We start from the raw sequence: 23,978 nt of genomic DNA on the forward strand, positions 1-23,978 counted from the left end.
GCAACCCCCACTCGTCCCCCCAACGCGAAAAGGAAACACATGGGCACCGCCGCACAGGCCGCCGCCTCCACCCCCGGCACCGGCCTCACCTTCCCGCAGGGCTTCCTCTGGGGCTCCGCGACCGCCTCCTACCAGATCGAGGGCGCCGCCGCCGAGGACGGGCGCACGCCTTCCATCTGGGACACCTACTCCCGCACCCCGGGCAAGGTCCGCAACGGCGACACCGGAGACATCGCCACCGACCACTACCACCGCTGGCGCGAGGACGTCGCCCTCATGGCCGACCTCGGCATCGGCGCCTACCGGTTCTCCCTGGCCTGGCCGCGGATCCAGCCCACCGGCCGGGGCCCGGCCGTCCAGAAGGGGCTCGACTTCTACCGGCGCCTGGCCGACGAGCTGCTGGAGAAGGGCATCAAGCCGGTCGCCACCCTCTACCACTGGGACCTGCCCCAGGAGCTCGAGGATGCCGGCGGCTGGCCCGAGCGCGCCACCGCCGAGCGGTTCGCCGAGTACGCGGGCCTGGCCGCCGACGCCCTCGGCGACCGGGTCAAGACCTGGACCACCCTCAACGAGCCCTGGTGCAGCGCCTTCCTCGGCTACGGCTCCGGCGTGCACGCCCCCGGCCGCACCAACCCCGTCGACGCCCTGCGCGCCGCCCACCACCTCAACCTCGGTCACGGCCTCGCCGTCCAGGCGCTGCGCGCCGCGCTCCCGGCGGACGCCCAGTGCTCGGTCACACTGAACATTCACCACGTGCGGCCCCTCAGCCGGACCGAGGACGACAAGGACGCGGTCCGCCGCATCGACGCGCTGGCCAACCGGGTCTTCACCGGCCCGATGCTCGAGGGCGCCTACCCCGAGGACCTCCTCAAGGACACCGGCACGCTCACCGACTGGTCCTTCGTCCGCGACGGCGACCTCCAGCAGATCCACCAGCCCCTGGACTTCCTCGGCGTCAACTACTACACGCCCACCGTGGTCTCCCGCGCCGACGGCTCGGGCACCCACACCTCCGACGGACACGGCCGCAGCACCCACACCCCCTGGCCGGCCGCCGACGAGGTCGCCTTCCACCAGCCGCCCGGCGAGACCACCGCCATGGGCTGGGCCGTCGACGCCACCGGCCTGTACGAGCTGCTGCGACGCTTCGGCACCGAGTTCCCCGACCTCCCGTTGATCATCACGGAGAACGGCGCGGCCTTCGACGACTACGCCGATCCCGAGGGCAACGTCAACGACCCGGCCCGGATCGACTACGTGCGCGACCACTTGGCCGCCGTCCACCGCGCCATCGAGGACGGGACGGACGTCCGGGGCTACTTCCTGTGGTCCCTGCTGGACAACTTCGAGTGGGGCTACGGCTACAGCAAGCGGTTCGGCGCCGTCTACGTGGACTACCCGACCGGCACGCGCATCCCCAAGGCCAGCGCCCGCTGGTACTCCGAGGTCGCCCGCACCGGCGTCGTCCCCGGAGCCTGACCCGAGACCTGGTGCGGCGGCCCACAGCCCGCACGCCGCCGCACCGCGGACCCGCCCCCGAACGCCCGCTCCCCCGGGCCGGGGGCGGGCCCGTGTCCCCTGGGCCCGGGGGCGTGCGCCGGTCCCCGTCGCCTCACTCCAGCAGGCCGAGCTCCGTGTCGGGCCGGCACTGGGGGCAGGGCTGGATACCGTCGGCCAGCGCACGGCGCGCCTGGTCCCGGGCGACGGCACGACTGCGCCTGCCGCCGCTCCAGCAGCCGCCGACGTGCACGTAGACGGGGGACCGGCCGGTCAGCCCGTGCTCGATCAGCCACTCGGGCTCCGGAGCGCCGTCGGTCCGGCGGTCGCGGTCCGACGCCACCCGCCGCTCCTCCTGCGCGATCCACCGCCGGGTGCGCTCGAGGTCGCGCTGCTGCACCCGCTCGAGGAAGCGCAGAAGGGCGAGCCGTGAGGGCGCGGCGTCGGGATCGGTCACGCAATCGAGTATACGTTCGAATTGCTGGTCGGGTTTCCGGGAGCCGCCCAAGGCGGGTCGCCCCGCCACCTAGACTCCCCGCATGCCCGGTAGCCGGCGCGCGCCCGCCCCGAAGCCCCGCACCCCGAAGCCCCGGACCCTCGCCGACGTCTTCCGACGCTTCGGTGAGACCGAAGCCGCCGGCTTCTCGCCGCTGTACAAGCGTGTGGCCCTCGCGATCAGCGCGTCCGACGCCGCCCTGCGGGCCGTGGAGGAGGCGCCCGCCCGCAAGCGGCGGCCGGCGCTCGTCCTCGCCGCCCTGCACCACCTCGCCCTCACCGGGCAGGCCCCCGAACTCGCGGAGGCCTACACCGCGGGCGACCCCGACAGCGCGGCCGCCGCGGCCCTCGGCACCCTGTTGCGGCTGGCCGGCCCGGTCGCGGCGATCACCGGGCGGCGGCGACTGCGCGCCGACGAGACCGGACGCCACACCGTGCTGCTGCCGCTCGTCGCCGAGGCCGCGCACCGGCTCGGCGCCCCGCGGATCGCCCTGATCGACATCGGCTGCTCCGCCGGCCTCAACCTCAACGCCGGCCACGCCACCGTCGCCTACAGCAACGGCCAGACACTGGGCGACGCCTCCTCGCCCGTACGGCAGTCCGCCAGGGTCGTCGGGGACCGGCCCCTCCCGGAACGGACCCCGCCCCGCGTCGCCGTCCGTATCGGCCTGGACCGCGACCCGATCGACCTGACCGACGCCGAGGAAGCCGGGTGGCTGCGCGCCTGCCTGCCACCGGACCGGCACGAGGCCGCCGCCCTGCTCGACGCGGAGATCGCGGTGACGGCGAAGAACCCCCCGCTGCTCCTGCCCGGCGACCCCCTGGAGACGCTCCCCGGGGCCTTCGCCGCCGTCCCCGCCGGCACCCTGCCGGTCGTCACCACCACCTGGGCGCTCTCACGCATGCCCCCGGAGAGCCGGCCGCGGTTCCTGCACCGCCTCGACGAGGCGGCCGCCCGGCGCCCGGTGGCGTGGGTGTCGGCGGAGGGGGTCGGCGTCGCACCGGCGGTCCCGACCTTCGGCGACCGCCACGCCTCCGGCCACAGCATCCTCGGCATCGCGCTGTTTGACGGCCCGGTCATGACCGTCGAGGCCGTCGGCCGCTGCTGGTCCCAGGGCCGGCTGCTGGCCTGGCCGGCGGACACCGCCGCCTGACGCGCCGCCCCCGGCCGCGTCCCGGCCCTGCGCCACGCCGGTGCGCGAACCACCGCTCCCACCAGCACGCCTGTCGCCGCATCAGCCTCGAACCACTGTCGGACCCCGACCCTACGATGATCCACATGACTGACGCCTTCACCGTCCTGTGGACCCACGAGAGATGCCGCGCGCTGCGCAAGGCCGGTCTGGTGGGGGAGCGGCCGCCCGTCGCCTTCAGCGGCGTGCACTCCTCCCTCCCCACGTGGTCGCGGGCCGTCGCGGGCGACGAGGTGTACGCGCTCCACGTCGACCGCTGCGTCGTCCACGTCGTCACCCGGATGCGCATGGTCGACCGGGACCACCTGGAGTGCTGCGGCGCCCCGCAGGCGACCTGGGAGGACCCGGCGTTCCCCGGCCACGACGACTGGTGGATGCTCGGCGCCGGCGGCTGCGGAGCGGATCCCGTCCACGTCGACGCCACGCCCGTGCGCTTCGACCTGCCGATCCCCGGCGACCTCCTGTCCCGTCTCACCTGGCGCAACCTCAAGGGGAGGACCCGGCAGCTGAAGTACGTCGTCGACGGCCGCCTCGAGAACTCGGTCGGCCTCCAGGGCTTCTACCGTCTCGCTCCGGAATCCGCCGACGAGCTGGCGGCGTTCGTCCAGGAGGCCGCACTGGCCGACGTCTGACCCCACGGGGGATCAGTCGCCCAGCTCGACCGTCAGGTGCTCGGACAGCGCCCGCAGGAAGTCCGGGGCGTCGAAGAGACGGCCGGCGGTGGCGACGCCCGTGGTGCGGGTGCGGCCGGTGAGGATGCGGTCGACCGCCTCGACGGCGAGGGGGGCCGTGACGGCGTAGATGTCGCGTCCGCGGGCGGTCGCACGGTGCTCGACCCCGTCGCGGCGCACGAGGACGTCGACCAGGAAGGTCTGGTCGGACCGGCCCTGCTCGTCGGCGGCGGAGGGCGTGGGGGTGTCCGGGGAGGCGATGTCGCGGGCGGCCTCGACGGTCATGTAGGTGCGGACCTCGGGCACCGTGAGGTGGCTGGGAACGGTGACGATGTCGGCCATCGAGAACTCGCCGATGACCTCGCGCGAGCCGACCGGCTCGGGGAACGGCCAGGTGAGCGTGGGCGCGGCGTCGTCACGGTACTCCAGACGGCCGCCGGAGTAGCGGACCCGCCGGCCCTCGCGCCGGCGCCGCGAGACGGCGCCGGCGACACGGGTCCCGGCGGTGGGGTGCCAGCTGTTGAGACCGTAGGCGACGTGGACCTCGTCGGCGTCGGTCCGGTCGCCGAGGGCGGCGGTGACGAGGAGATCACCGAGACCGCCGTAGAAGGCCATGGCGGGAAGCACCACGGTGCCGGCCTCGCGGGCCCGGTCGGCGTACTGGGCGATGGTGTCGACGTTGGCCTCGATCTCGGCGGCGACGTCGACGTAGGGGATGCCGGCCCGCAGCGCGGCCTCGATCACAGGGCCGGCGGTCTCGGCGAAGGGACCGGCGCAGTTCACGACGGCGACGGTGCCGGCGAGGGCGATGTCGAGGGCGGCGGCGTCGTCGACGGCGGCGGGGCGGACCTCCAGCCCGTCCCCGGTGGCGGCGAACGCCTTCAGCTTCTCGGCGTCGCGTCCGGTGAGCACGGGACGGTAACCCCGAGCCTGCAGCTCGGCGACCACGAACCGGCCGGTGTGCCCGTACGCCCCGTAGACGGCTACCTCACGCATGGTGTCTCCTCGGTATCGGCCCGCACCTTCCGTGGCCGGCGGTCGCCGGGCGGTGTGCGCGCTGTCGATGACCATCCTGGCGGGCGGTGATCGCCATCCGTGAGTGTCTGCAGTGACACGATGCGTACACTTCCGGACATGGATCACACCGTGGCGATCGCCGTCACCGACGGCATGCTGAACTTCGAACTCGCTCTGGCCGTCGAGGTGTTCGGGAGCCAACCGGCGGCGGTGCCCGGCCCGTGGTACGAGTTGGTCGTGTGCGGCCCGCGGCCGGTGGGCAGCGGCAGGTTCCTCCTGGAACCGGACCGCGGCCTGGAGGGCCTGGCGGACGCCGACACCGTGATCGTGCCGGGCTGGGCGGACCTCGACGAGCCGCTGCCCGCCGAACTGGTCGCGGCGGTGCGGTCGGCACACGACGCGGGAGCCCGCGTGGTGTCCCTGTGCACCGGCGCGTTCGTCCTGGCCGCGGCCGGCCTGCTCGACGGTCTGCGCGCCACGACGCACTGGGCGCACACGGACGAGCTGAAGGCACGTCACCCCCGGGTGGAGGTCGACCCGGACGTGCTCTACGTGGACAACGGCAGCGTGCTGACCTCGGCCGGCAAGGCCGCCGCGATGGACCTCTGCCTGCACGTCGTGCGCCTGGACCGCGGCTCGGCGGTGGTGAACGCGGTGGCCCGCCGACTGGTCGTCCCGCCGCACCGGGACGGCGGTCAGGCCCAGTTCGTCGCCACCCCCGTGCCGACACCCGACAACCATCCGCTGGCCGACCTGCTGCCGTGGGCGGTGGAACGGATCGACCAGCCGCTGACGGTGGAGGACCTGGCCCGCAAGGCGGGGATGAGCTCCCGTCACCTGACCCGCCTCTTCCGCGCCGTCACCGGCACCACTCCACTACGCTGGCTGCTCACCCAGCGCATCCGCCACGCGCAGGAACTCCTGGAGACCACCGATGACGGCATCGACTCCATCGCCACCGCGACCGGCGTGGGCACCGCCACCACCCTGCGCCGCCACTTCCACCGGACGGTGGGCGTCCCCCCGGACACCTACCGCCGCACCTTCCGCTCCCGCCTCGGCTGACCATCACCCGCCGGCCGGCGCCAAGGTCGCACGATGCGCCGATTGACGGATGGTTACGCCTTGTCCCGTGTCGTGCGGGACGCACTGGGGCCACAGGCCTGTGTCCTCGGGGTGGACCGCCTGCGCGGCGGCAGCAAGAAGGGGGTCTACCGGGTCCGCACCGGCGATTCCCCGGCGACGAGTGTGATCGTCTACAACTGGGCGGAGACCGAGAACTACTGGCCGACCGCGGAAGCGGTCGACCCGGCGCACCCGTTCGCCCCGGCCTCCGGGCTGGTCCCCTTCCTGTCCGCCCACCGGAGACTGGACGGCCTGGGAGTCCGCGTTCCGGCGGTGCTGCTGGCCGACGACAGCCGACGCCGGTGCCCGTCCGACGTGGCAGTCGTCGAGGACGTCACGGGCGGCACGCTGGAAGCACTCCTGAGGACGGATCCCGCACGCGCAGCGGACGCCATGGGCGAGCTCGCCGAGATGCTCGACGCGATGCACGGGCAGCGCGGTCGGCACTACGGCAGGGTGGACGTGCTCGAACGAGGTGGGGGAGCGGGCGCCCCTCCCTGTGAGGCCCTGGTGCTGGAGCGCGCCCTCGGGGACCTCGCGGAAGCGGCCGACCGCGACCCGACGATCGGATCGGCCGCACCCTCCCTGTGTGACCGCCTGGAGGAACTGGCCGCCCGGGTGGCTCCGCGCACGCGGTACGGACTGATCCACGGCGAACTAGGACCCGACCACGTCCTGGTCGACGCCTCCGGCCGCCCTTGCCTCATCGACATCGAGGGCCTGATGTTCTTCGACGTCGAATGGGAGCACGTCTTCCTCCGGCTTCGCTTCGGCGACCAGTACCCGGCTCTCTCCCGCGGCGGACTCGACCCGGCACGGCTCGACCTCTACATGCTCGCGATGCGCCTCTCCCTCGTGGCCGGCCCCCTCCGCCTGCTCGACGGCGACTACCCCGACCGCACGACGATGCGGGAGATCGCCGAGCACAACGCCAGGGAAGCGCTGGCCCTGCTGGACCTGCCGGCCCGCTAGCCGCACGGCCTTGCAACGTCACGACGGGCGGGCGGGGCACGCGGCCTCAGGCCGACAGCGCTGTCGGTTCCGCATGGTCGGCCTCGTGCGCGCACGCCGCCGCGAGCTCGTCGAGGGAGATGTCGAGCGCGGCGGCGAGGGCGGCGATGGTGAAGAAGGCCGGCGTCGGAGCCCTGCCGGTCTCGATCTTCCGCAGGGTCTCGGCGGAGACGCCGGCCGCCGCGGCGACCTCGGCCATGCTCCGGTCGCCGCGTGCCCGGCGCAGCAGCGCGCCGAACCGCTCGCCGCGTTCGCGTTCCCAGGGGGTCAGTGGAGTGCGCACCATGACCGTGATACTAATACCGGTATAAGTATTGGGTCCACCCGGATGTGGGGAGTCACAGCACATGGTCGAGATCAAGACGGACGCGGCGCTCGACGCGATGCGGGAGGCGGGGCGCGTGGTGGCGCGCGCACTGGCCGCGGCCCGTGAGGCGGCCGCGATCGGCGTGTCGCTGCGGGAGCTCGACGAGGCGGCCCGCGCGGTCCTGGACGAGGCCGGAGCACGCTCGCCGTTCCTCGGCTACCAGCCCTCCTTCGCCCCCGTCCCGTTCCCGGCCGTCATCTGCACGTCGGTGAACGACGCCGTGGTCCACGGCATCCCGACCGGCTACCGGCTCAGGGACGGTGACCTGGTGAGCGTCGACTGCGGCGCCGAACTCGACGGCTGGACCGGCGACGCCGCCGTCACCTTCACCGTCGGGACCCCGCGCCCGGCCGACCTGGAGCTGATCGACGCCACCCAGCGGGCCCTCGACGCCGGCATCGCCGCGGCCAGGGCCGGGGGCCGCACCGGTGACATCTCCCACGCCGTCGGCTCGGTCGCCCACGCCGCCGGCTGCGGCATGCCCACCGACTTCGGGGGCCACGGCATCGGCCGCCGGATGCACGAGGACCCCCACCTGCCCAACCGCGGCCGCCCGGGCCGCGGTTACCCCCTGCGCCACGGCCTCACCCTCGCCATCGAGCCCATGCTGATGGCCGGCGGCCGCGACGCCTACCGGGTCGACCCCGACGGCTGGACCCTGCGCACCACCGACGGCAGCCGCGCCGCCCACATCGAGCACACCGTCGCCGTCACCGACGAGGGCCCCCGCATCCTCACCCTCCTCTGATCCGCCTCCTCTGCTCCGCGCGGGGGTGGCGGGCGAGGCAGTGACGGAAAAGATCACCGATCCGCGTTTACAGGGGAGGACCCCCCATCCCCGAGGAGTCGCGCACATGACCCAAGGGTGACGTCCCACCCGTTCGGCCGATCATGCCCCCTCCGCCCCCTCAGACTCCTCACAGGCAGCGCCCCGGTGGGGCGGGCGTACAGGGGAGACACAGGGTGGGAGTGACCGAACGCGGGAAGGCCGACCGCGCCGCTCGGGGCGGCACCGGACCGGCCGTGACCTACCACGGCATCCGGCAGGCGGGCACGGCGACGGCGGACCGGCCGGCCGGCCCACGGGACGACGGCGAGCAGCGGCGGGGCGAAGGACCGCCACGCGCGGTACCGCGGCACGTGGCCTGCGTGATGGACGGCAACGGCCGCTGGGCACAGCAGCGTTCGCTGCCCCGGACGGCGGGCCACCGGGCCGCGGAGACCACCGTCGTCGACATCATCGAGGCCGCCCGGACGGCCGGCGTCCAGTGGCTCAGCCTGTACGCCTTCTCCACCGAGAACTGGAGCCGTCCCGGCTCCGAGGTCGACTACCTGATGCGGCTGGTCCGCCGGGTCGTCCGCAAGCACGCGCCGCTGCTGCTCGCCCGCGGTATCCGCTGCCGCTTCCTCGGCGCCTCGGACCCGCGCATCCCCCGCCACCTGGCCCAGGACTTCGAGGACCTGGCGACGCTCACCGCCGAGAACCGGGGGATGACCCTGACCGTCGCCTTCGACCACGGAGGACGCCGGGACATCGTCGAGGCCGCCAGGTCGCTGATCCGCGCCGGGACCCCGGCCGACGAGGTGACCGAGCAACTCTTCGCGGACCACCTGCCGTTCCCCGACACCCCCGACGTCGACCTCGCCATCCGCACCTCCGGCGAACAGCGCATCTCCAACTTCATGCTCTGGCAGGTGGCCTACGCCGAGTGGGTTTTCCCCGAGGTGCTCTGGCCGGACTTCCGGGCCCCCGACTTCCTCGCCTGCCTGCACACCTACCGGCGCCGTGACCGCCGCTTCGGCGGCGTGCCGACCCAGACGAACGGAGACACCCGATGACGACCGCAAGCACCGGTACGGGCACCGGCACCAGCGCCGGCAACGGCACCGGCAAGGGCACGGCCGGCGGGGCACCCCGGATCACGGAGGACTCGCAGTTCCGCGCCTTCTTCGACGACCCGCGCTGGGCGCTGGCCCTCATCCGCGCCACCGTCCTCGAAGCCGCGCACCCCCAGGTGGGTGCGGCACTCGCCGAGAACTCCACCTTCGTCGCCCACCCCTGGCGCCGGCTGCGCAACACCTTCCTCAGCATGCGCCGCATGTTCGACGCCGAACCCGCGGTCCGGGAGCGGGAGGCCGCCCGCCTCAACCGGCTGCACGCCCGCATGAGCGGCACCGACGCCCGCGGCCGGGCGTACGACGCCATGGACCGCCCGACGCGCGCCTGGGTGGTCGCCACCCTCTTCGAGAGCGCCGTCACCATGTGCCGGCTGAGCGGCCAACCGCTCGACCAGAACACCATGGAGCGCATGTACGCCGAGTACCGCGCCTACCTCGCCGCGCTCGACGGCGACGCCAGGGAACTCCCCGAGAACCTCAACGACTTCTGGCGCTACTTCGACCGGGTCGTCGAGGAGGAACTGGAGGACACCGAGGCGGCCCGCGTCATCCTCTTCCGGCTCTTCGACCACCTGCCCGCCCCGGCGCTGCTCGACGGCGCGCCGACCCTGTGGGCGGCCGGCCGCGCCGTCGTCGGCCCGCTCCTCGGCGCGATCACCGTCGCCTCACTGCCCGAGTCCTACCGGCGCAAGGCGGGCCTGCCCGAGACGCCCGGCGTCCCCACCCTCATGCAGGGCGCCTACCTCGCCGCCGGCCTCACCCGCTTCCTGCCCAAGGGCTGGATCGACGCCGAGACCATCATCGAGACCCTCTCCCTCTCGCCCGACAGCGACGACCCCCGGGCCAGGACCGTCAGCGCCCTGCGCGCCCGCATCAAGCGCGCCACCGCCCTGCTCCGCCTCGTCACCCCTCTCGGCGGTGACACCCACACCCACACCCACCCTGACCCCGCCCCGCCCACCACGGCGGCCACCGGGGAGGGCCGCCGCTCGGCGGAGGAGTTCTTCCACCAGGTGCTCGACCAGACCGGCGACGGCCACCTCGACTGGCCCGACCTCGCCGCCATGGCACGTGAACTGGCCACCCGCCTCGACCTGGACGAGCCCGAGGAGACCCGCCTCTACGACGCCTTCGCCGCCTGGTGGCGGGAGCTCCAGACCACCCTCGACACCGACGGCGACGGCAGGATCAGCATCGCCGAGTACGCCGCCGCCGTCCCCTCCCTCGCCGGTCCCGCACTCATCCGCGTCGCCGAGGTCCTCTTCGACGCCTGCGACAAGGACGGCAACGGAACCATCGACGCGGACGAGTACCGGGCGCTCTTCCGCACCGCCTTCCACCGCGATCTCGTCACCACCGACGGCACCTACGGGCGCAGCGCCTTCGTGGGCGACTTCCTCTCCTTCATGTCGGGCCGCCGAGCGAACACCCCCTACGACCCCCTCCTCGCCGACGCCTGACACACCACGTCCGCACTTCGGCCGGCCAGGACCAGGGGCGCCGTGGACCGTGGGACCGGCGGCCCCTGTGGCCGCCGGTCGCACATGCCGCCGACCGTGTCCGCACCGCACCCGCGGGCGACCTCAGTCGAAGCGCAGATCGGAGAGCTGCCGCTCCAGGGCGTCGATCTCGTCCTCCGCCTCCTCCCCGTCCCGTGCGCCGGAAGCGCCGGAAGCGCCGGAGGCCTGTGAGGCGACGGCCACGGCCAGCTCGCCCGCGGCCCGCCGCGTCCGCGCCGGGAGACCCTCGGTGTAGTCGTCGCCCGGCGCCCCCCAGTCCGCGGAGGCCGCGTACACGGCCGTGGGCAGGGTGACCGCGCGCAGATAGGCGAAGAGCGGGCGCAAGGCGTGGTCGAGCACCAGCGAGTGGCGCGCGGTGCCGCCGGTCGCGGCGAGCAGCACAGGCTTGCCGGTCAGGGCGTCCGGGGCGATCAGGTCGAAGAAGGACTTGAACAGACCGCTGTAGGAGGCGGTGAAGACCGGTGTCACGGCGATCAGCCCGTCGGCGCGGGTCACCGCGTCGACGGCGGCGGCCAGCCGCGGCGGGGGGAACCCCGTCACCAGGTTGTCGGCGATCTGCCGGGCCAGCTCCCGCAGCTCGACGACCTCGACCACCACCTCGTGCCCGTCCGTGACGAGCCTCTCCCGCGCGGCCTCGGCGAGACGGTCGGCGAGCAGACGCGTCGACGAGGGCGTGCTCAGCCCGGCGGAGACGGCGACGAGCCTCATACGGCCGTCACCTCCCGCGCGGCACGCAGCGAGGCGTGGGTGGGTGCGTCGGGCACGTCCGCGGGACGGCCGATCGCGAACTCCTTGCGCAGCACCGGGACGACCTCCTCGCCGAGTATGTCGAGCTGCTCCAGCACGGTCTTCAGCGGCAGCCCGGCGTGGTCCATCAGGAAGAGCTGCCGCTGGTAGTCACCGACCATGTCCCTGAACGACAGGGTGCGCTCGACGACCTGCTGCGGCGAGCCGACGGTCAGCGGCGTCGCCTGGGTGAAGTCCTCCAGGGAGGGCCCGTGCCCGTACACGGGCGCGTTGTCGAAGTAGGGGCGGAACTCACGGACCGCGTCCTGCGAGTTCTTGCGCATGAACACCTGTCCGCCGAGACCCACGATGGCGTCCTCGGGGCGGCCGTGACCGTGGAAGGCGAACCGCCGGCGATAGAGCCGGACCATCTTCCGTGTGTGATCGGCGGGCCAGAAGATGTTGTTGTGGAAGAACCCGTCCCCGTAGTACGCGGCCTGCTCGGCGATCTCGGGCGAACGGATCGAGCCGTGCCACACGAACGGCGGCACGCCGTCCACGGGGCGCGGCGTGGAGGTGAAGCCCTGCAGCGGCGTGCGGAAGGTGCCTTCCCAGTCGACGACGTCCTCCCGCCACAGGCGCCGCAGCAGCGCGTAGTTCTCCTTGGCGAGGTTGATGCCCTGGCGGATGTCCTGCCCGAACCACGGATAGACGGGGCCGGTGTTGCCACGGCCCATCATCAGGTCGACGCGACCGTCGGCGAGGTGCTGCAGCATCGCGTAGTCCTCGGCGATCTTCACCGGGTCGTTGGTCGTGATGAGTGTCGTGGCGGTGGACAGTTGCAGCCGCTCGGTCCGCGCGGCGATCCAGCCGAGCATGGTGGTCGGCGACGACGGCACGAAGGGCGGGTTGTGGTGCTCGCCCGTCGCGAAGACGTCGAGCCCCACCTCCTCCGCCTTCAGCGCGATCGCCATGATCGCCTTGATGCGTTCACGTTCGGACGGAGTCCGCCCGTCCGTCGGGTCCGGGGTCACGTCTCCCACGGAGAAGATGCCGAACTGCATGGGGTTTCACCTTTCCACGGCAGTGATGTGCCCGGAATGTAGGCGGCGCCACGGCACTGCTCGTGACTGTCGACGCAGGAACAGTTGCCTCCCCGCGCCTTCAGCTTCCCGCCGCACCGTCACCCGGATGGCCGCTCGACCTCGCCCCCTCGGACACGGGGGCCACCACCCGATCGGTGGCCCCGCCGGAAAAGCTCACCGGCTCGGTGTGGTTGTTCTTGATGGATTGTGGGCGAGGTGGAGACTGGGTCGGTGACGATGCGTGCTTTCCGCGGTGGCGATTTCGGTGGGGGTGGGTCGGTGGAGGAGGGCGGGCCTGCGTTGAGGCGGTTCGCCCGGGTCGCGTGGTTGTTGCCGGTGGGCTGTTTGCTGGTGATTGTGCTGGTGGGGGAATTGAAGCCGTCCATTCGTGTCGTGGATTGGCTGTTGATGGTCCCTTTGCTTGCGGCGGGAGTGTGTTCGCCGTGGGTGACAGCCTTTTTCGCCCTCTTGGTTCTGGGGCTGAACCGGTGGATCGATGTGACCCATCCGGAAACGGTGATCCGGACGGAGGATTTCCTTCTGCAGGTGACGACCTCGGTCCTCGCGGTCCTGACAGCTGTTCTCCGAGTGCGGGCCTACACGTATGTACGTCATCTGCAGAGTTCCGCGGAGGCGACCCGTGAGGTGATTCTCCGCCCCATTCCACCGGGCTGGGGTGGTGTGGAGTCCGCTGCGCGCTATCAGGCGGCTGATGTGGAGGCGCGGGTCGGTGGCGATTTCTACGACGTTCTGGACACCCCTTTCGGGGCGCGGGTGGTCCTGGGTGACGTGCAGGGAAAGGGTTTGCCCGCTGTGTCGACTGCGGGTGCGGTGACCGGCGCATTCCGGGAGGCGGGTTATCACGAGCGTGACCTGAACGTCGTGGCATGGCGAATGGAGAACGGCCTCGTCCGGCACAACACCCTGCGAGAGGCCTGCGGTGACGACATGGAGCGTTTCGCGACCGCGGTCGTGGTGGCTTTTCCCGACAACGACGACGATGCCGTTGAGGTGGTCAATTTCGGGCACGAGGGACCGCTGGTGATCGGGCCGCAGGGCGTGAGGCGCCTGCCCGAGCAGGCCGGCGCGCCGGTCGGAATGGCGGATCTGGTCGGCATGACGCCGGCGGTGCGACGGGTGCCTCTGGCCCGGAACGAGACGGTGCTGCTGGTGACGGACGGGGTGACGGAGGCACGGAGCCCCGCGGGGGAGTACTTCCCGTTGCGGCGCTGGCTGGAGCAACTGGCCGCGGACGAGCCGGCCGGTGTCGCTCCGGCCCGTCTGCTGACCCTGGTCCTGGAGGCGGTCCTCGACCACACCCACGGTCGCCTCACCGACGACGTCGCCCTCCTCGCGGTCCGCCGCCCCGCCGACCCCGCCCCCAGGCGTGACCCGGCCGGCCAGGGTCGGTCCCTTACCTTCTAATCTTGCGCCATGGACAAGAAACTCGCGCACGAAGAAAGCGTATTCATCAATTTTCGCGACTACATGCGAAATCCGAAGGAGCATGGTTTTCGCTGGGTCGATATCAAGCAGCTGCGTATCTCCGGTGATCCGGCGGACGACAGGAGTCTGCTCGCCGCACTGATCGAGCACGAGCAGTTCCGGGACGACTATGCAGGTGGCGGAGTCCTGCCGGACGGCCCCCGGCACGGTCCCTATTGGCTGCGGCTGATCACTCCCGACCTTTACGAGTCCGTCGGCCGGCAAAAAGCGGTGCAAATCCTCCGGGAGTGGGTGGATCCTCTCCGGAACGTGCCCACCGAGCTGGAGGCGGATCTGCAGCGGGAGGTGTTCGCCCGCCTGGCCGCAGCCGACGTCATTCACTACCTCACCGAGCTCGGTGATGAAGCGATTCATGACTGGGGACGCGTGCACGAATACTTTCACGAGTTCGTGCTCGTCGACCGCTCGGCCGGGCGCCTCACCCTCATCGTCGCCGCCGACGACTGAGCGAAGCACCGTGGCTGCGCCACAACCGAACAACCACAAGAGCGACCCTTCCCTGGGCCCTACGCGTCAGGACGTCCGTCCGGGTGCGGTGGGCCGGGTGGCGTGTTGGGTGTGGCTGAGGGTGTGGCGGGGGGTGGTGCGTGTGAGAGTGGGGTGGGTGTGGAGGTGGCGCGATGTCGGATGGATTCGAGGGTGCGGGGGCGTCTGGCCTGGATGAGCAGTTGCTGGAGGCGATGCTCGCGGATGTGCATGCGATCGTCCCGTATCAATTGCCGGGGACGGTGGATCGCTGTGCCCGAGTGATGGGACTGTCGGGTGCGGCCGTCTATCTGGTGGATCTGCAGCAGCGGGTGCTGCTTCCGTTGGATGAGCAGGATGCTCCCTATCCGGTGGATCACAGCGTCGCGGGTTGGGCGTACCGGACGTTGTCGGTGCGGGTGGAGGAGCAGCTGGACGAACTGGTGGTGTGGCTGCCTCTGGTGGATGGCGCGGAGCGGTTGGGCGTGCTGGGTGTGCGGGCGGAGGTGATGGATGCGACGCGGCTGCGTCGGGCCCGTCTGCTGGCGCATACGTTGTCGATGGTGGTGACGTCGAAGCGCACGTACAGCGACTGGTTCGTGGCCCGGATCCGGACACGGTCGATGCATGCGCATACGGAGATGTTGCGGGCCCTGCTGCCGCCGCGGAGCATCGGGACGACGTCGCTGACGTCGACGGGGGTGCTGGAGCCGGCCTACGATCTGGGCGGGGACGCATTCGATCATTCATTGACACGGAACGTCCTGCATGCGGCGATCTTCGATTCGATGGGTCATAACCTCGCCTCGGGTCTGACGACGGCGGTGGCGATCGCGTGTTGCCGTAACGCTCGGCGTTCCGGTGCGGATCTGCCGGACATGATCGCGTCGGTCGACGGGGCGCTCGCGCAATGGCTGCCTGATCAGTTCTGTACGGGAGTCGTGTGCCAGCTGGATGCGGAGACGGGCGTGCTGCGCTGGATCAACTGCGGTCACCCCGCGCCGTTGCTGATCCGCGGTCAGCGTGTCCTGGACCAGGCGCTGGATCGTCCTTCGCAGCCGCCGATGGGGTTGCACGGCCTGCTCGGCGAGGCGGACGCGGCCCGGACGGTGCATGAGGCGGCTCTGCAGCCCGGTGACCGGGTGCTGCTCTACACGGATGGTGTGACGGAGGCGCGGCGGGGCGGTGACGAGTTCGGCCTGGCCCGCTTCACGGATTTCATCATCCGTTCGGCCGCCGCGGGGCAGCGACCGGCGGAGATCCTGCGGCTGCTGATCCATGACATCCTCGACCACCACGGTGACCGGTTGAACGACGACGCCACGATCCTCCTGATCGAATGGCAGCCCCAGGACCACCTCTCCGACTGACCGGGCCCCCGCCACACCCCCTCGGCCGCTGCCCTCCGGCCTGCTATGTCAGGTGTCGGCCGAGGAACTGGTTGGCAACGTCTCCGGCGAACGGCGGGACGCCTGTGTGTCCGCCCATGTTGGCGTGCAATGTCTTCTCCCGAGAGCCGAAGGCGTCGAACAGGTGGAGGGCCGTCTGCCGGTCGTTGCCTTCGTCGTCCCACTGCAGCAGGACGTGCAGGGGAATCGTGACCTGCTTGGCCTCGTCGATGACGGCGCGGGGCACGAAACTACCGGCGAACAGGACGGCGGCCGAGATACGCGGCTCGACCACGGCCAGCCGGACGCCGATGGAGATCACTCCGCCCGAGTACCCGACCGGACCGCCGAGCTCGGGCAGGGACAGGAGGGCGTCCAGCGCGGTCTGCCATTCCGGGACCGCCTCGTCGACCAGGGGGAGGACGAGGGCGTCGACGATGTCGTCGTCGACCGGTTGGCCCGCTGCCATGACACGGCGCAGGTCGGCGCGGGCGGCTTCGGCGGCGGGGCGGCGAGGCCGGTCGCCGCTGCCGGGGAGTTCGATGGTGGCCGCCGCGAAGCCTTCCGCCGCCAAAGCCCGGGCCCGTGCCGCCAGTCGGGGGTACATGGTGTCCAGCCCCAGGGGAGGGTGGCCGAGCAGGACCAGCGGCAACGGCAAGGGCACCGGCGCCGACGCGGAAGCGGGGGTCCACAGAATTCCAGGGATACCGGCGAGGGTGAAGCGACGTTCGAGGACCTCGCCGTCGACGTGCTGCTGGGATGTGAAACGCATGGTCGTGCCTTTCGGGAGTGCACCACAACGGCGCTCCCGGACGACCTGCCTATCGCCCGACCGTGACCCCGAAGGGGAGCACCCATGTCGACATCGTGTTCACGGGTACCACCCCCTTCGCTCTCTCGCACGGCCTCCGGCGAACATAGCAGTGGTCGTCCGCCTGCGCCCACAGGTTCTCGCGAAGCCACCGCGTCATGGCCGCAGGGCCGCCTGCCGCTGCTCACCCGTTCGGCTCTGCTGGTGGTGTCCGTGCTGCCGGCCCCTTGCGGGCCGGGGATTGCCTGCGGTGGGCAGGGGGCGAGGGTGTGGTGAGGAGCATCCGGTGGCCTCCGCCGCTCTGGTTGCTTCGGCTTGGTCGGCGTGAGACTGGTGGTAGCGCAGGACACAACGCCCGGGCGACTTCGTGGAGGCGCAGCGATGGTGCAGCACGGCGAGAACGGTGGCGGTGACGCGGCGAGTGCCGCGCGGGAGCCGGAACCCTATGACCTCTACGAGGATGTGCCGGCCGGATTCGACGGTGACCGCGAGGCCGGGCTTTCCGACGGTGGGGTGGCCGGGGGTGGCGCTGCCGCGATGCGGGCCCCGTCGCCGGAGGGGAGTCCGGACGTCTATCTGGATGTGCCGGAGCTGAGGGTCGACGAGATCGATCTGGATGTGGAGGACCTGCGGGCCCGCGTCTCCCTGCAGGCAGAGGTGCTCGACCTTCTCAAGCTGAACGTGGGTGCCGACGTCGCTCTGGGCCAGGTGCATCTCGGTATCTCCGGTGTGGAGGCGCAGGCCCAGCTGAAGGTCCGGCTGGACAATGTCGCGCTGATCATCGACCGGGTGCTGACCACGCTCGACCGCAATCCGCAGATCATGGCGGACCTGGTGCGGGGGGTGGGGTCGGCCGTGCAGGATCTCGGCCGTGGAGCCGGCTCGGCGGTGGTGGGCGTCGGTGAGGCGGCCGGATCCGCCGTCGAGGCGGTGGGGGACGGTGCGGGCGAGGCCGTCGGCGAGGTCGGCCGTGGCGTAGGCGGTCTGGCAGGAGACGTCGGTACGGGGGCCGGGGAAGCTCTCGAGGAGGCGGGCGACGCAGTCGCGGGCGCCGGTGACGAGGCTCTCGGCACCGCGGGTTCTGCCGCACGTCCGCGGCCCGGAGCACGCCGCACGCCGTCCGCCGACGGGCCGACGGCACGGAAGCGGCCGACGCGGACCGGCTCCGGTACGGAGGACCGGCGTTCCTCGCGCCGGCGCCGTCCCCGCGAGGACGAGTCCGCGGCACCGCGCCCGGCCGGCCGGCGCGGGGCCGGGAAACACGGCGAGCCACCCTGAACACGCACCCCGCCACCACCGGCCCTTTCGGCCGGCGTTCTCCCCGATACTCCCGGCCCGGCTGCGGATGTCTCGTTCGACGCGGTCGTCAGCGGTGACCGTCTGCGCTTCGCCGACACGCCGCGGACCCGGGTCTCCTTCCCCGGCAGGGGAGCCCGCGAGTCGGAGTCCCGCACCAGGAGGACCAACCTCCCCCCGCGGGTGACCCCTGGACAGCGGTACCGCGATGTGACCGTGGCCTATCACCTGGCCAGCCGCCTCACCGGCGAACCGGCGGACAGCAAACGCCCACCGGACCAGAACGCGCGTCACCCCGCCCAGGACCCCTCCGCCCCGGACCGTTCCGGCCCGCCCGAAGAGCCGTGAGTCCACCCCGGCCGTCGTGCGGTCCCGTGGTCCTGTCCTTGCTGTGTTGGGGGTCTGAGGGCGGTAGGGGTGAACGTCCGGTTCCGTCCGGCGAGCCTGACGGGTGAGTGGTCGTCGGCGTGAACGATCGACTGCGACAGCGGCCCCGGGGCGGCGCCTTGTGCACCCCTGTCTCCGCTCCGTCGCCTCTCCCCGCCTGCTGGATGCACCGGAACCGAAAGGCCCGCTTGTGACGACCTCCGAAGACCGTTCCCGTCGCCGTGTGCTCGGCGGACTGTTGGCGGTGGGTGGCGCTGCCCTCACGCTCGGCACCGCACCCCCTGTCTCCGCCCACTCCGGCGTCGGCGCCGGGCCCGTCTCCGCATCGGCCGCCGCCGTCGTGGACGACGCCGCTGCGCGGCCCACCGGCACGACCGTTGTCCTCGTCCACGGCGTCTTCGCCGACGCTTCCGGCTGGAACGAAGTCACCGCCCGGCTGCTGAAGGACGGCCACCAGGTGATCGCGCCGGCGAATCCGCTGCGTGACCTCGCCGGCGACTCGGCGTACCTGTCCGCCCTCCTTGCCTCGCTGTCCGGGCCGGTGATCCTGGTCGGCCATTCCTACGGCGGCGAAGTGATCACCAATGCCGCCAGGGGCCACGACCACGTCAAGGCCCTCGTCTACGTCGCCGCGTTCGCGCCGGACCAGGGCGAGAGCGCGCTGCAGCTGGCCGGCAGGTTCCCCGGCAGCGAACTCGAGGGCGCGCTCGTGACCCGCCCGCTGCCCGGCGGCACGGACGCCGACGGGTACATCGACCCGGCGAAGTTCCACGACGTCTTCGCCGGTGAGCTGCCGCGCGCCATGACCCGGGTGATGGCGGTCTCCCAGCGTCCGGGTGCCCTGGGCGGTCTGGCGGGCCCCAGCGGGCCGCCGGCCTGGAAGACCCTGCCGTCCTGGTATGTGGTCGCGGGCGCCGACCGCGTCATCCCGCCGGCCCTGCAGCGCTTCATGGCCGAACGCGCCGGGAGCAGGACCGTCGAGGTCAAGAACTCCTCACACGTCGTCATGATGTCCCACCCGGACGTGGTGACCCGCCACATCACAGCCGCCTACCGCGCCACCCGCTGACGGGAGGGGGAGCGGGGGAGGAGGCGGCTGGCGCAGCCGCGGGATCAACGTCGGGACGACCGCACCACCCACCACCCACCCGCCGCCCTTCCGTCACCTTCTGTACGCCTCCACCCGTCCGCCCGCGCCCGGCTGGCGACCGTTGGCGGGGCACCGCACCAAACATGTTGCCAGCCACTTATTTCGGCGCTACATTTATGTGGTCGGCCACATAAGTGCGTCGGCGGAACCTCTCCCCGGGAGCGCGTCATGACAACCCCGCCCACCACCCCCACTCCCAGGCCTACGCCTACCTCCACACCGGCCCCCGAACCCGCCTCCATGCCTTTGGCCCCGCCCCCGGCCAAGCGCTCCGCCCGGCCGCCTTACGACCCGGAACTGGGTGTGTTGCTGGCCAACAGTCCGCTGCCCCCCACGATCACCGCGGAGATGATCGAACCGCTGCGGGCCGCGCCCTTCACCGCCCCGATCGAGGACGTCCTGCGCACCCGCGCCCTGGACCACCGCACCGTCACGGTCTCTGGCGCCGACGGTGATCTGACCGCCTCCGTCTTCACCCCGCGCACCAGGACCACCGGAACCCGCGGGCCGGGTATCTACTTCCTGCACGGCGGCGGAATGATCATCGGCGACCGTTTCACCGGCATCGAGTACATCCTGGACCGGGCCCTGGAACACGACGCCGTCGTCGTCTCCCTCGACTACCGCCTCGCTCCCGAGCACCCCGCGCCGACCCCGGTCGAGGACGCCTACACCGGCTTCCTCTGGACCGCCGCCCACGCCGCCGACCTCGGCATCGACCCCGGCCGCATCCTGCTCGCCGGGACTTCGGCCGGCGGCGGGCTGGCCGCGGGAGTCGCCCTGCTCGCCCGTGACCGCAACGGGCCGCAAGCGCTGGCGCAACTGCTGATGAGCCCGATGCTCGACGACCGCGACCGCACCGTCTCCACCCTCCAGTACTCCGGCACCGGCTCATGGAGCAGGGAGAGCAACACCACCGGCTGGACAGCCCTCCTCGGTGACCTCCGCGGCACCGACGCCGTCTCCCCCTACAGCGCCCCGGCCCGCGCCACCGACCTCTCCGCCCTCCCCGCGGCCTTCATCGACGTCGGCTCCGCCGAGGTCTTCCGCGACGAGGACGTCGCCTACGCCTCGCGCCTGTGGGCCGCGGGCGTCCAGGCCGAACTCCACGTCTGGGCCGGCGGCTTCCACATCTTCGACGGCGCCGCCCCCACCGCCGCCCTGTCCACCGCCGCCCGCACCACCCGCACCGCCTGGCTCCACCGCACCCTCACCCCCTGACCCCGCAAACCCCCGCCCCCAGAGCGCCCGCACGGAACGCCCCCGGCGCCAAACTTCCCTCACTCCTCACTCTTTCACCCCTCAGCCCCCCACCCACTCACCCCCTCATCCCCCACCCCAACCCACCCCCTCACCAAGGGAGGCAACCAGCCATGACCATCCCCTATCTGGCCCAGGCCGAGGACCAGCAGAAACTGGAATGGATCGACGCAAGCACCTTCTCCGTCCTCCTCGACAAGGAAGCCACCGCCGGACAACTCACCGTCGGCCGCTTCGACGTCGCCCGGGGCGAGGCCCCGCCCTTCCACCTGCACACCCGCGAGGACGAGGTCTTCCTGCTCCTCAAGGGAACCGCCCTGGTATGGGCGGGGGAGGAGGAACACGAACTGCGCGAAGGAGGCATCGTCTACCTCCCACGCAACATCCCCCACTCCTACCGCATCACCTCCGCCCGCGCCGATCTCCTCCTGATCGCCACACCAGGCGGTATCGAGGGCATGTTCCGCCACGCCGGCCGCGACCTGACCACACCACGCCCCGACGGCTTCGCCATACCCGAAACCCTCCTGGCGGAGGCCGCGGACCTGTACGGCGGCGTCGTCCTCGGCCCTCCACGCTGACCCCGGCACCCCGGCACCCCGGCACCCCGGCGCTCCGCCCCGCCGCCCGGGTCCCCCCACCCCAATACTTGGCCAGCCACGCAACCGCTGCTAGGTTTCCCTCACCGCCTCCCGACAACGCCCCCGCCGACCGACCGAGGAACGAACTCCGCCATGCCCGCCGCCCCCCACATCCCCGCCACTGCCGGCCAGGGCACGCTCAGCTACGCGATCTTCCAACTCGCCCGCGCCCACCGCGCCCACGCCTCCGCCATGCTCCGCACGATGGACCTCCACCCCGGTCAAGAGCTCCTCCTCATGCAGCTCCTCGACCGCGACGGCCAGACCCAGAGCGAACTCCTCGAAAGCGTCGGCCTCGACCACTCCACCGTCTCCAAGTCCCTGCGCCGCATGCAGGACGCCGGTCTCCTCACCCGTGAACCGGCCGAACACGACCGCCGCGTCATGGTCGTCCACCTCACCGACAAGGGACGCGCCATGCGCCGGCCGATCGAGGCCATGTGGAAGGCCCTGGAGGAAGCCTCCGTCCGTAACCTCTCACCCCAGCAGGCCGAAGAGTTCACCCGCACCGCGCGCACCATCACCGACGCCATCAACACCCACCCACCCCAGCACTGACAAACCCCCGGCCCCAGGAGGGCGGCGTGGCCCCGGACACCCGGAGACGTGGCACGCCAGGGCGAGGACCTCGGTGGATGCGGTCGCTCCGCACCGGGTTGGGACAGACTGACGATCACCAACCCGGCGAACCTTCCCGGTCGGAGCACCAGCGCCGTGCCCCGTCGCCGCGGGCCGTGCCGCTCCGGCCACCGGCCGCCTCTCTGCGTACGGCGGGGCCTTACGGCATGAGGTGAGTTGCGGAGCGGACCCGATCCCACATGCCGGGGATCTGCTCGCTCGGGCGCTGCTGTTCGCCGTGCAGGGCGTTCAGCACCACGAGGCATCCGGTCAGGGCCGGTACCGCCCACTGCGCCAGGTGCAACTGCCGCCGCGCCTTTTCCAGGTCGATCGGGTGCTTGGTCGCCTTCTCGGCCGCATCAGGGTCGGTGGAGGAGGCGAGCTCGACCTTCTTGCCCAGGACGCGAGCGTAGGCGGTGGCTGCCAGAGCCGCGGCGGTGACGACGGTCTTGGCCGTGGTGGAGGCGGCCACACCCTGCTGGGTGGCGACCCGGTGGGCGTTCACGGCAAGCAGGCCGCCGCCACCGAACAGGTGCGCGCCGATCGCCGCGGCGTTGATCGGGGCCCACTTCGCCCACCCGGACGACGCGATCCGGTCCCGGGACGCCTCCGTGCCGCCTTCATCCTCGGCAGCACCGTTGAGGCCGACCGCCCCCATCAGTGAGCCACCGAACCAGGCCGCCAGGCCAAGATCGTGCAGGCTGCGGACGGCGGTGTTGCGTTCAGACATAGCGGAGCTCCTTCAGTGCGGAAGAGGGGCTTGGCCGACGTGGACAGCACCCTTCACCCTTCCTGTCCTCCGCCCGCCCCGCCATCACCGCGGTCCGGACGGGTGTAATCCGCGACGACGGTCAGGCAGTGCCGCTACACACGGCCGCTGACGCGGACGCGGACGCGCGGGGCGGTGACGGGAAGGAGGCCAGGCGGTGGCGCGATATCGAGCTCCCTCACCTGCGACCGAGGGCACGCCTGGACCCGGCAGCGACGGCAACGGGCGACGCGAGGGTCGGACGGCGGGGTGGCGGGCGGTGGGACGGGGCGTCGCTCACGGGGCGCAGTGGGGCAGCAGCCGGGCGAGCTGGTCGAGGTCGTCGGGGGTGACGCGGATTCCGGGCAGCCAGACCTGGTCGCGGTGGTGCGTGACCTGGATCCAGATGCTGCTGTGCTTCCCGTTCTCGTCGGTGACGCTGATGCCGTCGGCGACCGTGCAGTGCGCCTGCAGCAGGTCGTGGTGCCAGACGCGGCCCGCGGCGTTGGACCGGACGTAGGGACGGTAGGGATCGTAGGCCAGGGCGAGCGCACAGTCGTGCGTGCGCGGCTTCCGGCACGCCTTCTCCGCGTTGTGGACGACGACACCGACGTCGCCCTCCCCGCCCGCCCGGCCCTCGGCCGACCGGGCACCGGCCCCGGCGGGCGGGAGGAGCAGGGCCGCCGCCACCCAGGTCAGAACGCCTCCCGTGACAGCGGCCGCCGTGGCCACCGCGACGACCCCGGCGCGGGACAGCCCTCCGGTCGGCCGGCGCCACCAGGCCTGGGAGCGGGCCTGCGGCGCGGCGGCGGCGATTGCACGGTCCTCGCTCTCCTCCCCCTGGCGGGTGCGGTCGGCGGCCTCCCACAGGGCTCGGTATTCGGTCGGGTCGGCGCCCATCGCCCGGCAGAGATCCCGCACCACGGGCCAGGTCGGCACGCTTTCGCCCCGGAAGTAGCGGGAGAGGGACGAGTCGCTGATGCGGACCCGCGTCTCCAGCCCGCGCAGCGTGCACCCCGACTTCTGCTGAAGACCCCGCAGCGCGTTCGCCAGCCTCCGTACCGCCTCGTCGCGCTCCGGCCGCGAACCGGTCATCAAAGGG

General features: G+C 72.1%; 24 protein-coding genes. 16 read left to right on the plus strand and 8 right to left on the minus strand.

What is annotated here, in order from left to right:
* Positions 1–39 precede the first annotated feature (39 nt).
* Positions 40–1,479: a GH1 family beta-glucosidase gene (locus ACWD3O_RS25450; RefSeq protein WP_451412266.1), complete on the plus strand. Its 1,440-nt coding sequence runs from the start codon at positions 40–42 to the stop codon at positions 1,477–1,479.
* A gap of 133 nt (positions 1,480–1,612) precedes the next feature.
* Here the strand turns inward: ACWD3O_RS25450 and ACWD3O_RS25455 are convergent, their stop codons facing one another.
* Positions 1,613–1,954 (minus strand): DUF6233 domain-containing protein, encoded by a 342-nt coding sequence (locus tag ACWD3O_RS25455; RefSeq protein WP_451417482.1) that lies wholly within the window; start codon positions 1,952–1,954, stop codon positions 1,613–1,615.
* Positions 1,955–2,036: 82 nt separating this feature from the next.
* On the opposite strand from ACWD3O_RS25455, the gene ACWD3O_RS25460 reads away from it, so the two are divergent.
* Positions 2,037–3,146 (plus strand): DUF2332 domain-containing protein, encoded by a 1,110-nt coding sequence (locus ACWD3O_RS25460; protein ID WP_451417483.1) that lies wholly within the window; start codon positions 2,037–2,039, stop codon positions 3,144–3,146.
* A 125-nt stretch (positions 3,147–3,271) separates the two neighbouring features.
* Positions 3,272–3,817 carry a hypothetical protein gene (locus ACWD3O_RS25465; RefSeq protein ID WP_451417484.1) on the plus strand — a complete coding sequence of 182 codons (546 nt, stop codon included), beginning with the start codon at positions 3,272–3,274 and terminating at the stop codon, positions 3,815–3,817.
* Positions 3,818–3,829: 12 nt separating this feature from the next.
* Here ACWD3O_RS25465 and ACWD3O_RS25470 read toward each other — a convergent pair whose 3' ends face one another.
* Entirely contained in the window at positions 3,830–4,852 is a 1,023-nt protein-coding gene (locus tag ACWD3O_RS25470) for a saccharopine dehydrogenase NADP-binding domain-containing protein (RefSeq protein WP_451417485.1), read from the minus strand.
* Positions 4,853–4,972: 120 nt separating this feature from the next.
* Here ACWD3O_RS25470 and ACWD3O_RS25475 point away from each other — a divergent pair, with 120 nt between their 5' ends.
* Both ACWD3O_RS25475 and ACWD3O_RS25480 read left to right on the plus strand, forming a co-directional pair.
* Positions 4,973–5,938, plus strand: a complete 966-nt coding sequence (locus tag ACWD3O_RS25475; protein WP_451417486.1) for a helix-turn-helix domain-containing protein — start codon at positions 4,973–4,975, stop codon at positions 5,936–5,938.
* Positions 5,939–5,971: 33 nt separating this feature from the next.
* Positions 5,972–6,970: a phosphotransferase family protein gene (locus ACWD3O_RS25480; RefSeq protein ID WP_451417487.1), complete on the plus strand. Its 999-nt coding sequence runs from the start codon at positions 5,972–5,974 to the stop codon at positions 6,968–6,970.
* Positions 6,971–7,016: 46 nt separating this feature from the next.
* Here the strand turns inward: ACWD3O_RS25480 and ACWD3O_RS25485 are convergent, their stop codons facing one another.
* Positions 7,017–7,295 carry a helix-turn-helix domain-containing protein gene (locus ACWD3O_RS25485; protein WP_451412259.1) on the minus strand — a complete coding sequence of 93 codons (279 nt, stop codon included), beginning with the start codon at positions 7,293–7,295 and terminating at the stop codon, positions 7,017–7,019.
* A gap of 61 nt (positions 7,296–7,356) precedes the next feature.
* Between ACWD3O_RS25485 and map the strand changes: the two genes are divergently transcribed.
* The 3 genes from map to ACWD3O_RS25500 all read left to right on the plus strand — a co-directional run bounded on the left by map (position 7,357) and on the right by ACWD3O_RS25500 (position 10,735).
* A complete protein-coding gene (gene map, locus ACWD3O_RS25490) occupies positions 7,357–8,124 on the plus strand; it encodes a type I methionyl aminopeptidase (protein WP_451417488.1) in 768 nt (255 codons plus the stop codon).
* Positions 8,125–8,528: 404 nt separating this feature from the next.
* Positions 8,529–9,215: a polyprenyl diphosphate synthase gene (uppS, locus tag ACWD3O_RS25495; protein WP_451417510.1), complete on the plus strand. Its 687-nt coding sequence runs from the start codon at positions 8,529–8,531 to the stop codon at positions 9,213–9,215.
* Complete coding sequence (locus tag ACWD3O_RS25500; protein ID WP_451417489.1) at positions 9,212–10,735, plus strand: oxygenase MpaB family protein; 1,524 nt, start codon at positions 9,212–9,214, stop codon at positions 10,733–10,735. Before uppS ends, ACWD3O_RS25500 begins: the two co-directional genes overlap by 4 nt.
* A 123-nt stretch (positions 10,736–10,858) precedes the next feature.
* Here ACWD3O_RS25500 and ACWD3O_RS25505 read toward each other — a convergent pair whose 3' ends face one another.
* Both ACWD3O_RS25505 and ACWD3O_RS25510 read right to left on the minus strand, forming a co-directional pair.
* Positions 10,859–11,503 (minus strand): CE1759 family FMN reductase, encoded by a 645-nt coding sequence (locus ACWD3O_RS25505; RefSeq protein ID WP_451417490.1) that lies wholly within the window; start codon positions 11,501–11,503, stop codon positions 10,859–10,861.
* The gene (locus ACWD3O_RS25510; RefSeq protein ID WP_451417491.1) at positions 11,500–12,585 is read right to left on the minus strand and encodes an LLM class flavin-dependent oxidoreductase; all 1,086 of its coding nucleotides are present in this window, start codon (positions 12,583–12,585) and stop codon (positions 11,500–11,502) included. The genes ACWD3O_RS25505 and ACWD3O_RS25510 overlap by 4 nt, the downstream gene beginning before the upstream one ends.
* 258 nt (positions 12,586–12,843) lie before the next feature.
* Between ACWD3O_RS25510 and ACWD3O_RS25515 the strand changes: the two genes are divergently transcribed.
* The 3 genes from ACWD3O_RS25515 to ACWD3O_RS25525 all read left to right on the plus strand — a co-directional run bounded on the left by ACWD3O_RS25515 (position 12,844) and on the right by ACWD3O_RS25525 (position 15,947).
* Positions 12,844–14,031, plus strand: coding sequence for a PP2C family protein-serine/threonine phosphatase (locus ACWD3O_RS25515; RefSeq protein WP_451417511.1), 1,188 nt, complete (start codon positions 12,844–12,846; stop codon positions 14,029–14,031).
* A 9-nt stretch (positions 14,032–14,040) separates the two neighbouring features.
* Positions 14,041–14,559 carry a hypothetical protein gene (locus ACWD3O_RS25520; RefSeq protein WP_451417492.1) on the plus strand — a complete coding sequence of 173 codons (519 nt, stop codon included), beginning with the start codon at positions 14,041–14,043 and terminating at the stop codon, positions 14,557–14,559.
* A 173-nt stretch (positions 14,560–14,732) separates the two neighbouring features.
* Positions 14,733–15,947, plus strand: a complete 1,215-nt coding sequence (locus tag ACWD3O_RS25525; RefSeq protein WP_451417493.1) for a PP2C family protein-serine/threonine phosphatase — start codon at positions 14,733–14,735, stop codon at positions 15,945–15,947.
* Positions 15,948–15,990: 43 nt separating this feature from the next.
* Here the strand turns inward: ACWD3O_RS25525 and ACWD3O_RS25530 are convergent, their stop codons facing one another.
* Positions 15,991–16,737, minus strand: a complete 747-nt coding sequence (locus tag ACWD3O_RS25530) for an alpha/beta hydrolase (protein WP_451417494.1) — start codon at positions 16,735–16,737, stop codon at positions 15,991–15,993.
* 420 nt (positions 16,738–17,157) lie between these two features.
* On the opposite strand from ACWD3O_RS25530, the gene ACWD3O_RS25535 reads away from it, so the two are divergent.
* The 5 genes from ACWD3O_RS25535 (at position 17,158) to ACWD3O_RS25555 (ending at position 22,068) form a co-directional block, all read left to right on the plus strand.
* A complete protein-coding gene (locus ACWD3O_RS25535; RefSeq protein WP_451417495.1) occupies positions 17,158–18,054 on the plus strand; it encodes a hypothetical protein in 897 nt (298 codons plus the stop codon).
* 595 nt (positions 18,055–18,649) lie between these two features.
* Entirely contained in the window at positions 18,650–19,528 is an 879-nt protein-coding gene (locus ACWD3O_RS25540) for an alpha/beta fold hydrolase (protein WP_451417496.1), read from the plus strand.
* Between the two features lie 321 nt (positions 19,529–19,849).
* Complete coding sequence (locus ACWD3O_RS25545) at positions 19,850–20,830, plus strand: alpha/beta hydrolase fold domain-containing protein (protein ID WP_451417497.1); 981 nt, start codon at positions 19,850–19,852, stop codon at positions 20,828–20,830.
* Positions 20,831–20,982: 152 nt separating this feature from the next.
* Positions 20,983–21,450, plus strand: coding sequence for a cupin domain-containing protein (locus tag ACWD3O_RS25550; RefSeq protein WP_451412248.1), 468 nt, complete (start codon positions 20,983–20,985; stop codon positions 21,448–21,450).
* A 153-nt stretch (positions 21,451–21,603) separates the two neighbouring features.
* A complete protein-coding gene (locus ACWD3O_RS25555; RefSeq protein WP_451417498.1) occupies positions 21,604–22,068 on the plus strand; it encodes a MarR family winged helix-turn-helix transcriptional regulator in 465 nt (154 codons plus the stop codon).
* Positions 22,069–22,288: 220 nt separating this feature from the next.
* Here the strand turns inward: ACWD3O_RS25555 and ACWD3O_RS25560 are convergent, their stop codons facing one another.
* Positions 22,289–22,858 carry a hypothetical protein gene (locus tag ACWD3O_RS25560; protein WP_451412246.1) on the minus strand — a complete coding sequence of 190 codons (570 nt, stop codon included), beginning with the start codon at positions 22,856–22,858 and terminating at the stop codon, positions 22,289–22,291.
* 315 nt (positions 22,859–23,173) lie between these two features.
* Positions 23,174–23,971 (minus strand): helix-turn-helix domain-containing protein, encoded by a 798-nt coding sequence (locus tag ACWD3O_RS25565; protein ID WP_451412245.1) that lies wholly within the window; start codon positions 23,969–23,971, stop codon positions 23,174–23,176.
* Positions 23,972–23,978 lie beyond the last annotated feature (7 nt).

It is taken from the genome of Streptomyces sp. NPDC002640, from assembly GCF_053592575.1.